Annotated in this window: 12 protein-coding genes, 1 tRNA gene and 1 pseudogene; 9 read left to right on the forward strand and 5 right to left on the reverse strand. The window is 73.3% G+C overall.

All coding sequences use genetic code 11. The features are described from left to right. Positions 1-952, reverse strand: a 952-nt coding sequence (locus tag UW392_RS13960; RefSeq protein ID WP_320775293.1) for a M6 family metalloprotease domain-containing protein, incomplete at its 3' end; no start/stop codon positions are given. Between the two features lie 524 nt (positions 953-1,476). On the opposite strand from UW392_RS13960, the gene UW392_RS13965 reads away from it, so the two are divergent. Further along, complete coding sequence (locus UW392_RS13965; protein ID WP_414496093.1) at positions 1,477-3,489, forward strand: putative bifunctional diguanylate cyclase/phosphodiesterase; 2,013 nt, start codon at positions 1,477-1,479, stop codon at positions 3,487-3,489. 26 nt (positions 3,490-3,515) lie between these two features. Here the strand turns inward: UW392_RS13965 and UW392_RS13970 are convergent, their stop codons facing one another. The 3 genes and pseudogenes from UW392_RS13970 to UW392_RS13980 all read right to left on the reverse strand — a co-directional run. After that, on the reverse strand, positions 3,516-4,634 hold the full coding sequence (locus UW392_RS13970) for an LLM class flavin-dependent oxidoreductase (RefSeq protein WP_320775283.1): 1,119 nt from the start codon (positions 4,632-4,634) through the stop codon (positions 3,516-3,518). A gap of 69 nt (positions 4,635-4,703) precedes the next feature. After that, positions 4,704-5,435, reverse strand: coding sequence for a decarboxylase (locus UW392_RS13975; protein ID WP_320775284.1), 732 nt, complete (start codon positions 5,433-5,435; stop codon positions 4,704-4,706). Beyond that, a pseudogene (locus tag UW392_RS13980) lies at positions 5,432-5,620 on the reverse strand (decarboxylase); the annotation flags it as partial. The gene UW392_RS13975 and the pseudogene UW392_RS13980, both read right to left, overlap by 4 nt. 224 nt (positions 5,621-5,844) lie before the next feature. Here UW392_RS13980 and UW392_RS13985 point away from each other — a divergent pair. The 8 genes from UW392_RS13985 to UW392_RS14020 all read left to right on the forward strand — a co-directional run bounded on the left by UW392_RS13985 (position 5,845) and on the right by UW392_RS14020 (position 12,709). Then, complete coding sequence (locus tag UW392_RS13985) at positions 5,845-6,795, forward strand: D-2-hydroxyacid dehydrogenase (protein WP_320775285.1); 951 nt, start codon at positions 5,845-5,847, stop codon at positions 6,793-6,795. A 21-nt stretch (positions 6,796-6,816) separates the two neighbouring features. After that, positions 6,817-8,220 (forward strand): amidase, encoded by a 1,404-nt coding sequence (locus UW392_RS13990; protein WP_320775286.1) that lies wholly within the window; start codon positions 6,817-6,819, stop codon positions 8,218-8,220. Between the two features lie 316 nt (positions 8,221-8,536). Further along, positions 8,537-9,463, forward strand: a complete 927-nt coding sequence (ehuB, locus tag UW392_RS13995; RefSeq protein WP_320775287.1) for an ectoine/hydroxyectoine ABC transporter substrate-binding protein EhuB — start codon at positions 8,537-8,539, stop codon at positions 9,461-9,463. After that, positions 9,460-10,176, forward strand: coding sequence for an ectoine/hydroxyectoine ABC transporter permease subunit EhuC (gene ehuC, locus UW392_RS14000; RefSeq protein WP_320775288.1), 717 nt, complete (start codon positions 9,460-9,462; stop codon positions 10,174-10,176). The genes ehuB and ehuC overlap by 4 nt, the downstream gene beginning before the upstream one ends. Then, complete coding sequence (ehuD, locus tag UW392_RS14005) at positions 10,173-10,823, forward strand: ectoine/hydroxyectoine ABC transporter permease subunit EhuD (protein WP_320775289.1); 651 nt, start codon at positions 10,173-10,175, stop codon at positions 10,821-10,823. The genes ehuC and ehuD overlap by 4 nt, the downstream gene beginning before the upstream one ends. Beyond that, positions 10,813-11,598 (forward strand): ectoine/hydroxyectoine ABC transporter ATP-binding protein EhuA, encoded by a 786-nt coding sequence (gene ehuA / locus UW392_RS14010; RefSeq protein ID WP_320775290.1) that lies wholly within the window; start codon positions 10,813-10,815, stop codon positions 11,596-11,598. The genes ehuD and ehuA overlap by 11 nt, the downstream gene beginning before the upstream one ends. Before the next feature lie 201 nt (positions 11,599-11,799). Beyond that, positions 11,800-12,558 carry an IclR family transcriptional regulator C-terminal domain-containing protein gene (locus tag UW392_RS14015; protein ID WP_320775291.1) on the forward strand — a complete coding sequence of 253 codons (759 nt, stop codon included), beginning with the start codon at positions 11,800-11,802 and terminating at the stop codon, positions 12,556-12,558. A 77-nt stretch (positions 12,559-12,635) separates the two neighbouring features. Continuing rightward, positions 12,636-12,709: transfer RNA gene (locus tag UW392_RS14020), tRNA-Lys, on the forward strand. Between the two features lie 46 nt (positions 12,710-12,755). Here the strand turns inward: UW392_RS14020 and UW392_RS14025 are convergent. Continuing rightward, the coding region (locus UW392_RS14025; RefSeq protein ID WP_320775292.1) for an SPFH domain-containing protein at positions 12,756-13,704 on the reverse strand (949 nt) is incomplete at its 5' end.

The raw sequence follows: 13,704 nt of genomic DNA on the forward strand, positions 1-13,704 counted from the left end.
CGGCGGTCCACCGGCCCGCCGCGTCCCGCCGCTCGTACCACCCGGCGCCCGCCCGGACCCGGCCGTCGCCGGGCCACGGCTCCCGCGCCGCCGGACCCGCACCCAGGGGCTCCAGGGTCAGCCGGGTGGTCCCCGGGCCCCGTACACAGGCCACCTGGCCCGTTCCCAGCCAGCCGAGCTTCCACTTGTGCCAGCCGAAGAGGTCGGGGGCGAGGCCGAACTGGCTGCCCATGAGGTCCCAGTCGCCGACGTACGTGTCCCAGTCGCCCTTGCCGTCGGCCGGGCGGTGGTACAGGTCGGGCAGGTCGAAGACGTGGCCGGTCTCATGGGCCAGGACCAGGCGGTCCGGCGGATGCCGCTCGAAGACGGTGACCACCCGGTGGACGTCCGTGCCGTCGGCCCGCAGGGGCCGCTCCAGGTTCACCACCTTGGTCGCGTCCGAGTCGACCCCCGGCGCGTCCGGGTCGGCGACGAAGTACACGATGTCGTAGCGGGAGAAGTCGATCCGGGCGTCGGCCGCCGTCATCGCGTCCCGCAGGTAGGCGGCCCGGTGCCCGGCGTCCCAGTCGCGCTCTATGGCGTACGCCGTGGACGGCCGCGGCATCTCGATCCACTCCGGCCGCGGGTGCGCGCGCAGGCTGAACCTGCCGTACGAGGCGCGCTCGTAGAAGCGGCTGGTGGCCGGGAAGTGGTCGGAGGCCAGTTCGGCCGGGGTGGTCAGCGGGGCCGCGTCCGGAAAGGACAGGAAGACCAGTACCGCGTCGAGGGCCCGGGTGGGCCGCGGATAGGAACGGTTCCAGGTGTCGACGCCCTCCGAGTGGTGGGCGTCGGTGCGTCCCAGGACGCACGCGGCCGACAGCGGTACGGCGACCGAGGGGGCCGCGACCAGGGAGGTGGCGGCCAGTGCGGTCAGCGAGGTGAACACCGCCCCCGTGCCGCGCAGACTGGGCAGCCGGCCGCCCTCCGGGAGCCGCGCGGTCCGGCGGGTGCGCGTCCGCGGCGCCGCACGGCCGGGCACCCGCCCGGGCACCGGCCACGGACCCGCCCGGAAGAGGCGCCGCCCGCGCCCCGTCCGACGGGCGGAACCCTTCCTGGGCAGCGGGCGCGGCACATCGACCTCCGGATGCGGGCTTCGGGGACACCGCACCCAGACTGTGTGAGCTTGTAGTACTTTGCCTCGTTAGTCTCCTCCGGAAGAGTGAGTGCTCCCAGGAGGCGACAGCCCGGCCATTCACGGAACGTCACAACTGGTCCGGCCAGGCCAAGAAGCCGTCCAGGGAGTGGCAGAAACGATCTGTCAGGAACGGAGGTGATTCCGGGACACTGGACAATGGCTGGAAGGGTGTGAGGCCAGCCTCTATGATCGGCACAATTTCCTGCACGGACACGGCTTGAGTGGCCGCCCGACCCGGACTGCCGCTCCGACGAGACATCACGAGATCCGTACGAAGAACGAGTGCACTGCGGGAGCGAACGGTGAGCGGAATGTCCAAGGGGCCGGCGCCCGCGGTGGACCTCGTCCGGCCGATCGTCACGGAGCGTGACATCGACAGTTCACGCCAGGTGTTGACGCCTCCTACGGCACCGCAGGCGTCACGGGAGTCCCACACGTTCCAGGCGGCGTTCGCGGCCGCGCCCCTCGCCATGGCCGTGGTCGACCGGCAGGGGCGCATCGTCACCGCCAACGACGCGCTGGGCGCGCTGCTCGGCGGCGGTGCCGCGGGGCTGGCCGGGCGGGTCGCCGCGGATCTCGTGGACCTGGCGTCGGACGCACGCACCTGGCACGCGTACCGCGAGGTGCTGCGCGGACGGCACGCGCGGCTGCGGTGCGCACGCCGACTGAAACATCCGGACGGGCACTCCCTCTGGGTCCAGGTGATGGTGAACCCGCTGCCCGGAGCGGTCGAGGCGCCCGGGACACCGGAGACGGCGGCCGAGGCGACCGCGCCGGTGGACGCCGCCCCGGCGCCCCAGGAGTTCACGGCGGCCCTGTCCGCGGAGGGCCTGGCCGCCCAGGACCCGGCGGCGGACCGCCGCGCGGAGCCGGCCGTGCTGCTCTCCCTCCAGGACATCAGCGCCCGCCGGGAGCTCCAGGCCCGGCTGCGCCACTTGCAGATGCACGACCCGGTGACCCGGCTGCCCAACCGCACGCTGTTCTTCGAGCGGCTGTCGGCCGCGCTGGAGGCGGAGGTCTACGACGAGGGCGGCACCGGCCGGATCGGGCTGTGCTACCTGGACCTGGACGGCTTCAAGGCGATCAACGACACGCTGGGGCACCGGGTCGGCGACCGGCTGCTCGCGGCCGTCGCCGAGCGGCTGACGCGCTGCGCCGACGAGGCCGGGTACGGAAGAGCCGCCGCACCCCTGGTCGCCCGGCTCGGCGGGGACGAGTTCGCGCTGCTGGTGGAGGACTCCACGGGCACCGAGCAGCTCGCGGACCTCGCCGAGGCCGTGCTGAAGGCCGTGCAGGCGCCCTTCGACCTGTCGGGCCAGCGGCTGTCCGTCTCCGCGTCGATCGGGGTCGTGGAGCGGCACGCGGCGAGCACCACCGCCACCGGGCTGATGCAGGCCGCCGACACGACGCTGTACTGGGCGAAGGCCGACGGGAAGTCCCGCTGGACGCTCTTCGACCCCGAGCGCAACGCCCACCGCATGACCCGCCAGGCCCTGTCGTCCACGCTCCGGCCGGCCGTGGAGCGCGGCGAGTTCGCCCTGGAGTACCAGCCGCTCGTCGCCATGGAGGGCGGCGAGCTGCGCGGGGTGGAGGCGCTGGTCCGCTGGAATCATCCGCAGTTCGGCACACTGACGCCGAATCGGTTCATCGGACTGGCGGAGGAGGACGGTTCGATCGTGCCGCTCGGGCGGTGGGCGCTGGCCACGGCCTGCCGGCAGGCCCGCCGGTGGCAGCTGGACCACCCGGACCGGACCCCGCTGTTCGTCAGCGTGAACGTGGCCGTGCGCCAGGTCTGGGACTCCGACCTGGTCGCCGACGTGGCGGAGATCCTCGGCGAGACCGGGCTCGCCCCGCACCTGCTGCAGCTGGAGCTCACCGAGTCGGCCGTCATGGGCTCGGCGGGCCGCCCCCTGCAGGCCCTCCAGGCGCTGAGCGACATGGGCGTCCGCATCGCCATCGACGACTTCGGCACCGGCTACTCCAACCTCGCCTACCTCAGCAGACTGCCGGTCTCCGTGCTGAAGCTGGACGGCGCCTTCGTCCGCGGCTTCCGGTACGAGCCGGGCGACAGCGGCGGCAGCGGCAAGGACGCCGCCCCCGAGCCGACCCAGGCCGACGAGGTCATCGTCGAGGCACTGGTCCAGCTCGCCCACCGGCTGGGGCTGACGGTCACCGCGGAGTGCGTGGAGACCACGGACCAGGCGACGCGGCTGCGCCGCATCGGCTGCGACACCGGCCAGGGCTGGCTGTACTCACGGCCCGTGTCGCCGGAGCGCATCGGTGAACTGCTGGCGGCGGCCCGCTCACCGGGGTGAGCGGGCCGCCGCCGACATGCGCGTGATCAGGCCTTCGGCAGCCCGTACGCGTCCGCGATCAGCTCGTACGAGCGCACCCGCAGCTCCCCGCTGTGGGCATGGCTGGTGAGCATCAGCTCGTCGGCGCCGGTGCGCTTCTGCAGGTCGTCCAGGCCCGCCCGGACCTCGTCCGCCGTGCCGTGGATGACGTCGGAGTTCCAGGAGTCGACGAAGTCCCGCTCCGCCGCGCTCCACTCGTAGCCTTCCGCCTCCTCGGGGCTCGGCACCAGGCCGGGGCGGCCGGTGCGCAGCCGGAGCATGTTGAGCGCGGCGGCCATGATCTGGCGGCGGGCCTCCTTCTCGTCGTCCGTGGCGAGGGCGGAGACGCCGATGAGGGCGTACGGCGCGGAGAGGACCTCCGACGGCCGGAAGTGCTCGCGGTAGAGGTCGAGCGCCGGGATGGTGTTGCGCGCCGAGAAGTGGTGGGCGAAGGCGAAGGGCAGGCCGAGCTCGGCGGCCAGCCGGGCGCTGAAGCCGGAGGAGCCCAGCAGCCAGATGGGCGGCCGGTGGGTGGACTGGACGCCGCCGGGCGAGGTGCTCTGGACCGGACCCGGCACCGCGTGGATCCGGCGGTAGGGGTGGCCGTCGGGGAAGCCGTCGTCCAGGAAGCGGATGAGTTCGCCGAGCTGCTGGGGGAAGTCGTCGGCGCCCTCGTGCAGCCGTTCGGTGCGGCGCAGGGCGGCCGCGGTGGCGCCGTCGGTGCCGGGGGCGCGGCCGAGGCCGAGGTCGACGCGCTCGGGCGCCAGGGCCTCCAGGGTGCCGAACTGCTCGGCGATGACCAGGGGCGCGTGGTTGGGCAGCATCACGCCGCCCGAGCCGAGGCGGATGCGCTCGGTGTGGGCGGCGAGGTGGGCGAGGATCACGGCGGGCGAGGAGGAGGCCACGCCCGGCATGGAGTGGTGCTCGGCGACCCAGTAGCGGTGGTAGCCGCGGGACTCGGCGAGGCGGGACAGGTCGACGGCGGTGCGCAGCGCGTCCGTGGCGGTGCGGCCGGCCCCCACGGTCACCAGGTCCAGGACCGAGAGGGGTACGGGCGCACTGCCCTGCGCTGTGCCTCGGATCTCGTCTGCCGCCACGGTGCCTCCTGTGTTTCGTTGCCGGCGCATTGCTCGGCTCAGCACAACAGGAGGCCGGCTCCGGTTATTCCCCCGGGGTGGCGTGCGCCGGGCGCCCGCTCAGACCTGCACCACCGGCTCCCGGGTGAACAGCGCGCCGAGCTGCGGCGCGTTCACCCGGCGGTCGGCCAGGCGCAGGGCCTCCCAGACGGTGACCTGGTTGGCGGTGAGGACGGGCTTGCCGAGGGCGGCCTCCAGGGTCTTCAGGTGGGAGGCGGTGTGCAGGGCCGTGTCCGGGACCAGGACCGCGTCCGCGTCGGGGTGGTCGGCCGCGCGGGCGAGGGCGAGGACCCGCTCGCCGTCCCAGCTCGCGGCCTCGGCCGCCGTGACGACGCCGGCCGCCCGGACGGACACCGCCTCCAGGCCCGCGTCCTTCAGGAAGGCGGCGAACAGGGCCGCCACGTCCTCGGGGTACGTGGCCGCGATCGCGACCCGCCGGGCGCCGACCTCCCGCGCCGCGTGGACGAAGCCGAACGAGGTGGAGGAGGCGGGCAGCCCGGCGGCCCGGGCGAGGCCGCGGACCTGCTCGTGGGCGCCCTCCCAGCCGTACACGAAGCTGCCGGAGGTGCAGGCCCAGACGACCGCCTCGGCGCCGGACAGGCGCAGTTCCTCGGCGCTCGCGGCGAGCCGTTCGGGCGTGCCCAGCTCCCGCAGGGCGTCCTCGCGGTGGGCGTCCTCGCCGATGTCCGTGTGGATCAGGACCAGGCGGATGTCGCTGCCGAGGAGCTGCTCCATGCGCGGGTAGTCGTCCTCGGCGGAGTGGCCCGGGTAGAGGAATCCGAGTGCTGTCATGTCCTGCCTTTCCTGCTCATCGGTGCCGGCGGTACGGGGCTCCGGCGCGCCGTCCGGTCCGGCGACGCCCGACAGGGGCCCACTGCCCGGGTACCCAGGTGACGCGATGCCGCCCACATCGTCACTTGGTTGGCCGACAGGACGGGGATGCGCGCCTCCGCGTCGGGCGGGGACACCACGTCGTACGGGCAGGGCGTCGGCCCCGCGCGGCGGGCGAAGGTCAACGAGGGGGATGCGGCGCCGTGTTGACGAAGGTAGGTTCGGGTGCGAGCGTGGGTCGATCCGCGCCCTTCGGACAGATCCGGCCTGTTCGGTGAGGAATCCGCCCGAAAAGCCTCCCCGGCCTTCCCGGCCGGCTGCCCCGGAGCACAAGAGAAGCGGACGCGCATTGCGAGAGGGTTCCCCGACGATGTCCGGTACCACCACCCTGCTCGTCCTGGACGCCGAACCGCCACCCCGGCTCGGCCGCCTCACCGGCCGGGCCCGGATCGTGCACGCGGACGAGGACTCGCTCGCCGAGCGCCTGCCGGGCGCCGACGTGCTCCTCGTCTGGAACTTCCGCTCGCGCGCGGTGCGCGACGCCTGGCCGGGTCCCGGCCCGAGGCCGCGCTGGGTGCACACGGCGAGCACGGGCGTGGACCACCTGCTCTGTCCGGAACTCGCCGCCTCCGACACGATGCTGACCAACGCGCGCGGGGTGTTCGACCAGCCGATCGCCGAGTACGTGGCCGCGCTGGTGCTGGCGATGGCGAAGGACCTGCCGCTCACCTGGCGCTCGCAGGGCGCGCGGGCCTGGCGGCACCGGGAGACGCGGCGGGTGGCGGGGACCCGGGCGGTCGTCGTCGGCTCGGGACCCATCGGCCGGGCGGTCGCGACCACCCTGCGGGCGCTCGGGGTCACCGCCGCCGTGGTGGGCCGCGCGCCGCGGCCGGGCGTCCACGGCCCCGAGGACCTTGACCGGCTGCTGTCGCGCGCGGACTGGGTGGTGGCGGCGGCCCCGCTGACCGAGGAGACGGACGGCATGTTCGACGCCCGCCGGTTCGGGATCATGCAGCCGTCGGCACGGTTCGTCAACGTCGGGCGCGGCCGGCTCGTCGTGGAGGAGGCGCTGGTGGAGGCGTTGTCGAAGCGGTGGATCGCGGGCGCGGCGCTGGACGTCTTCGAGCGCGAGCCACTGTCCCGGGAGGACCCGCTGTGGGACGTCCCGAACCTGCTGATCTCCCCCCACATGAGCGGCGACACGGTGGGCTGGCGGGACTCCCTCGCCGCCCAGTTCGTGCGGCTGTACGAGCGCTGGGAGGCGGGCGAGCCCCTGCCGAACGTGGTCGACAAGAAGCGCGGGTACGTGCCGGGACACTGAGGACTGCCTGAAGGAGGGCGGATGACCGAGCTCGCCGATCTGACCGCGTCACGGCTCCTCGACGGCTACCGCAGGGGCGAGTTCAGCCCGGTGGAGGCGGTCCGGGCGGCCCTGGACCGGGCCGGGCGCGCCCAGGACGCCGTCAACGCCTTCGTGCGCCTCGAGGCGGACGAGGCCCTCGTCCGGGCCCGCGCGTCCGAGGAGCGGTGGCGGCGCGGGGAGCCGGCCGGACCGCTCGACGGGGTGCCGGTGACGGTGAAGGACGTCCTGCCGATGAGGGGCGGGCCCACGCTGAGGGGTTCCCGGGCGGTCGACCCGGCGGGCGCCTGGGACGAGGACGCCCCGGCCGTGGCCCGGCTGCGCGAGAGCGGGGCGGTCTTCCTCGGCCGGACGACGACGTCGGAGTTCGGCTGGAAGGCCGTCACCGACTCGCCGCTGTCCGGGGTGACCCTCAACCCGTACGACACCTCCCGCACCGCGGGCGGCTCCAGCGGCGGCGCGGCGGCGGCCGTGGCCCTCGGCGCCGGGCCGCTGGCGCTCGGCACCGACGGGGGCGGCAGCGTGCGCGTCCCGGCCGCGTTCTGCGGGGTCTTCGGGCTGAAGCCGACGTACGGCCGCGTGCCCCTGTACCCTGCCGGCCCCTTCGGCACCCTCGCCCACGTGGGCCCCCTCGCGCGGGACGCGGCCGACGCCGCGCTGCTGCTGGACGTGATCTCCGGTCCGGACGCCCGGGACTGGTCGGCGCTCCCCCCGCCGTCCGGCTCGTTCGCCGACGCGACGGCGGGCGGGGTGCGGGGGCTGCGCGTGGCGTACTCGCCCTCCCTCGGCGGTCAGGTGGCCGTACGGCCGGCGATCGCCGCGGCGGTGCGGCGGGCCGTCACGGGGCTGGCCGGTCTCGGCGCGTACGTCACCGAGACGGACCCCGACCTCGCGGACCCGGTGCGGGCGTTCCACACGCTGTGGTTCGGCGGGGCGGCCCGGACCGTCCAGCTGCTCGGGCCGCACCGGCGGGAGCTGCTGGAGCCGGGGCTCCGCGAGGTCGCCGCGATCGGCGCGCGGCTGACGGCGCTGGACCACCTGGCCGCGGTGGACGTCCGCAGGGACCTCGGGCGGCGCATGGGCCTCTTCCACGAGGCGTACGACGTGCTGGTGACGCCGACCCTGCCGATCACCGCGTTCGAGGCCGGCGTGGAGGTCCCCCGGGGGTCGGGGCACCGTCGCTGGACGGGGTGGACCCCGTTCACGTATCCCTTCAACCTGACCCGGCAGCCGGCGGCGACCGTCCCCGTCGGGGTGGACGGGGACGGGCTGCCGGTGGGACTGCAGGTGGTGGCGGCCCGGCACCGGGACGATCTGGTGCTGCGGGTGGCGCACGCGCTGTACGAGGCGGAGGTGGCCGGAGTGGAACGGCCGGGCGGGGTCTGAATCCGCCACGCACCACCGCCGCGAATGCCGGAAAGGCCGGTTCGGCCGGGAAAGGGGTCCAGGTCTCGTTCCGCGCGCATTTGGTGGGGTGGACGTCGCCTGCCGGCGGGCGCGCGTTCCAGATCGTTATACAGGCGCGCGACGCACGGTCGCCCGGCGGTTCGGCCGCGGCGTGCATCTCCCGTGTGACCAGCGCACTCTTGCTGAAACGAGCAACCACGCACTCCACGGTCCCGTGACGATCAAGAGCACCCCCCTGCAAAAAGGGCGAAAAAACATCCGAATACAAAACAGGGACTCGGGTAGCTGCGCGCCCATGGCTCCACCACATGGGAACGAAACAGACACTCGCGCACGCTCCAGACGCCCGAGCCGCCGGTCACTCCTGGCCGGTGTCTCGGCGCTCGGCGCGCTCGGTGCGCTCGGCGCCACCGGCTGCTCACGGGTCGCCACCGGTGCCGGCGTCGAGGGGGGTGACCTCCTCGAGCGGCTCCGTGCCCAGGGGGTGGTACGGCTCGGGATCGCCGGTGAGATCCCCCACGGCTACATCGACCGGGACGGCGAGGTGACCGGCGAGGGCCCCGAGCTCGCCAAGGTCATCTTCAAGCGGCTCGGTATCGACCGGGTGCAGCCCGTGCCCACCGAGTTCGGCTCCCTGATCCCGGGGCTGAACTCGCAGCAGTTCGACGTCGTCACCGCCGGCATGTACATCACCGCCGAGCGCTGCGCGCAGGTCATCTTCTCCGACCCCGACTACCAGATGCTCACCGCGTTCGTCGTGCGCAAGGGGAACCCGAAGGGCCTGAACGACTACGAGGACATCCTCCGCGAGGGGGCGAGGTTCGCCACCGGCACCGGGTACGCGCAGATCGAGCACGCCGTCGCGGCCGGTTACCCGCGCGGCGACATCCTCATCGTGCCCGACCAGGTCGCCGGGCTGAACGCGGTGGAGACGGGCCGCGCCGACGTCTTCGCCGGGACCGCGCTCACCGTGCGCGAGGTCGTGAAGAAGTCCGCCAAGGCGGAGGCGACCGAGGCCTTCGCGACCGTGGTGGACGGCGAGGAGCAGGTGGACGGCGGCGGCTTCGCGTTCCGGCCGACCGAGACGGGGCTGCGCGACGCCTTCAACGCCGAGCTGCGGAAGATGAAGGACAGCGGCGAGGTCTACCGCATCCTGCGGCCCTTCGGTTTCACCGAGGACGAGATGACCGATCTGACCGCGAAGGAGCTGTGCGGCGGATGACCTCGGGACTCTGGGAACTCGTACTCAAGGGCGTCTGGGTCACGATCCAGCTGCTCGTCCTCAGCGGACTGCTCGCGACCGCGGTGTCCTTCGGCATCGGCATCGCGCGCACCCACCGGCTGTGGGTCGTCCGCTTCCTGGCGGGCCTCTACACCGAGGTCTTCCGCGGCACCTCGGCCCTGGTCATGATCTTCTGGGTGTTCTTCGTGCTGCCCCCGGCCTTCGGCTGGCAGCTGGTGCCGCTGTGGGCGGGCACGCTGGCACTCGGCCTGACGTACGGGGCGTACGGCGCGGAGATCGTGCGCGGCGCCCTCGCGGCGGTGAACCCGGCGCAGCGTGAGGCGGGCATCGCGCTGAGCTTCACGCCCTGGCAGCGGATGCGGCTGGTGCTGCTGCCGCAGGCGGTGCCGGAGATGATCCCGCCCTTCTCCAACCTGCTCGTGGAGCTGCTGAAGGGCACCGCCCTGGTGTCGATCATGGGCATGGGCGACCTGGCGTTCAGCGGCAACCTGGTGCGGCTGGCGCTGCAGGAGAGCGCGGAGATCTACACGTACCTCCTGCTCATCTACTTCGTGATCGCCTTCCTGCTCACCCGGGTGATGCGCGGGCTGGAGACGAAGCTCAAGGCGGGGGTCGGCAAGGCCCCCGAGCGCAAGCGGGACGTGAGGTCGAAGCGGCCCGAGGCGACCGCTGTGGGAGGTGCCGTCCGATGAACTGGGACTGGAACGCGGTCTCCGGCTTCATGCCGCACTTCTGGGACGGTCTGCTGGTCACCCTGCAGGTCCTGGTGATCGGCTCGCTGATCTCCTTCGTGCTGGGCCTGGTGTGGGCGCTGCTGATGCGGGTCGAGAGCCGCTGGGTGACCTGGCCGGTCGGCGCGGTCACCGAGTTCGTGCGGAACACGCCGCTGCTGGTGCAGCTGTTCTTCCTCTTCTACGTGCTGCCCGAGTGGGGCCTCACCCTCTCGGCGCTGACCACCGGCGTGATCGGCATCGGGCTGCACTACTCGACGTACACGATGCAGGTCTACCGGGCCGGCATCGAGGCGGTGCCGGTGGGCCAGTGGGAGGCCGCGACCGCGCTGAACCTGCCGCTGAGGCGGACCTGGACCGCGGTGATCCTGCCGCAGGCCGTCCGCCGGGTGGTGCCCGCCCTCGGCAACTACGTGATCTCCATGCTGAAGGACACGCCGCTGCTGATGGCGATCACCGTGCTGGAGATGCTCGGCGAGGCCCGGCTGTTCTCCCAGCAGAACTTCCAGTTCACCGAGCCGCTGACGGTGATCGGCGTCGCCTTCGTCGTCCTCTCCTACCTGGCCTCCCTTCTCCTGCGAGCCCTGGAGCGTCGCCTTGTCCATTGACACCCAGTCCACCCCCGGGACGAACACCGTGAAGACCGCGTCCGAGCTGATCCGGCTGGAGCAGGTCACCAAGCGGTTCGGGGACAACACCGTCCTCGACCACCTCGACTTCTCCGTGGACGCCGGCAAGCACGTCACCCTGATCGGGCCGTCCGGCTCCGGCAAGACGACGATCCTGCGGCTGCTGATGACCCTGCTCAAGCCCGACGAGGGCACGATCACGGTCGACGGGCAGAAGCTGTTCCCGGCCTCCGAGAAGGAGGTCCGCGAGGTCCGCAAGAAGATCGGCATGGTCTTCCAGCAGTTCAACCTGTTCCCGAACATGACGGTGCTGCGCAACATCACCGAGGCCCCCGTCACCGTGCTCGGCATGTCCAAGGACGAGGCGGCGGAGCGGGCCAAGGAGCTGCTCGACATGGTGGGCCTGGCCGACAAGGCCGACGCCCGCCCCACCCAGCTCTCCGGCGGCCAGCAGCAGCGGGTCGCCATCGCGCGGGCCCTGGCCATGCGGCCGCAGGTGCTGCTCCTGGACGAGGTGACCTCCGCGCTGGACCCGGAGCTCGTCGCGGGCGTCCTCGACGTGCTCCGGGACATCGCCCGCACCACCGACATCACGATGCTCTGCGTGACGCACGAGATGAGCTTCGCCCGGGACATCTCGGACCAGGTTCTGATGTTCGATTCCGGCCGGGTGATCGAGTCGGGTCCGCCCGAGAAGATCTTCAGCGACCCGGAGCTGGACCGGACGCGGGAATTCCTCAGCGCGGTGCTCTGAATCACGGGGCGTACGGGGAGAACGACCGAGGTGGGCACGGTGGACCGTGACTCCGGCATGAGCCAGCGCGCCTGCGCCCCCGCTGGGGGGCTCGGTGACGCTCCGGATTTCTGCCGAACAACCCCTCCCCGCACGCCTCCCGGGCCGTATCGTGAGGACGGCAAGCTGTCCGAAAACGGCCAGGGAAGCGCAGGGGGAACCGTGGCGCTGCAGCACGAGCCGACCGCTCCGCACCACTCGGCCCAGGACGCCCTGCGCGTCCTGGAGACGGTGGCGCGGCGCTCCACCGGCGTCATGGACGCGGAGCTGAGCCGCCGGACCGGCATGGGCGGCGAGCGGCTGGCCGCCCTCCTGCGGATGCTGCTGCGCGAGGGGTACGTCGAGCGGACCGCCGACGGCGCGTACGTCGCCGGGGACGTCCTCGGCCGGCTGGGCTCCGCCCACGACCGGGACCGCTCCCTGCGGGACGCGCTCCAGCGGACCCTCGACCGGCTGCGCGAGACGGTGGGCGCCGCCGTCTACCTCAGCCGGTACGTCGACGGCGAGATCCGGGTCACGGGCTGCGCGGCCGGTCCGGCCACCCCGGCGGTCAACGAGTGGTTCGACTTCCGCTCGGCCGCCCACGCCAGCGCGATCGGCAAGAGCCTGCTGGGGCAGCTGGACCTGGACGGCCGCCGCGACCACCTCTCCCGCCACCGTCCGGCCCGCCTCACCTCCCGCACGATCACCAGCGAGAAAGTGCTGCTCAGCACGTTGGACGCGCAGCGGCCCACGGTCCCCGTGCTCGATCTGCAGGAGTACGCGGTCGGCACGGTCTGCGCGGCCGTCCCCCTCACGGCCGGTTCCGCCGTCGGCTGCCTCGCCCTGTCCCTGCCGGTCGAGCACGCGCACCGGCTGCGGCGGGCCGCGGACACGCTGAACCGTGGCGCCGCGCCGGTCCTGCTGTCGCTGACGATCTAGCGGTGGTCCGGAGCACCCCCGCGGACCAGGTAGTATTTCTTATGTCGCCGACCGCGAGAGCGGGAAGCGAGAGTCACGCGCCGCTAGCTCAGTTGGTTAGAGCAGCTGACTCTTAATCAGCGGGTCCGGGGTTCGAGTCCCTGGCGGCGCACCGAACGAAGGGCCCCTCACGTGATGTGAGGGGCCCTTCGGCATGGTCAGTCACGGGACAGGTCGCGTCCGGTCCAGAACGCCACCGTGAGGTCCTTCACCAGGGCCTTGCGCTCGTAGTCGTCCAGCTGCACCAGCCCGCGCACGGTGAGCCGGGTCACGGTGTCCTCGACCGAGTCGACGACCGAGGTGAGCACCGTGTCCCGGTGCTGGGCGTCGAGCGCGGCGATCCGGCGCCGCTGCATGACGGCGGCCACGTCCGGCGCGTACGCGATCCGGGTCGGCTGCACGGAGAACACCTCCAGGCCCACCGCCCCCGCGTCCGCCGCCACCAGCCGCGTCAGCCGCTCGCCCACCGCGTCCGTGTTGCGCAGGGTCGCGTCCCGGACGACGGCGGCGGGCGGCACATCGGCCGGGAGCTGCGCCAGCACCCGGGACAGCGCCGCGTCCACGCACTCCCGCAGGTACCGCTCGTGGTCCTCCACCCCCAGCACGGCCCGCGCGGTGTCCCGCACCCGCCAGGCGACGAGCACCACGACCCGCAGCTCGACCCCGTTCGCGTCGACCGCGGGCAGCGGCTCGCTGCGCCAGTGCCGCAGCCGTACGTCGACCCGGCGGCGCAGCACCAGCGGGTTCACCCACATGAGCCCCGTACGCCGCACCGTCCCGCGGTACCGGCCGAACAGGCCGAGCACCCAGGCCCGTCCGGCCCGTCCCCGCGCCAGCCCGCCGAAGCCGAACAGTCCGAGCGCCCCCGAGCCGGCGTACGCGGCCCACTGGGCCGGGCCCAGCCCGGCGTCCAGCTGCGCGGGCAGCCGCGCCGCCGCCACGGTCAGCCCCGGCAGCACCCCCGCCCACCACGAGGTGAGTGCGCAGCCGGTCAGCCCGCACACCCCGGCCAGCAGCCCCGCCGACCCGGGCAGCACCCGGGCCGGGCGCTCCACCAGGTCCGGGTCGGCCTCGGGCACGGTCCGCGCCGGCACCGGCCCGGGCGGC

Source organism: Streptomyces sp. CRN 30, from assembly GCF_034105845.1.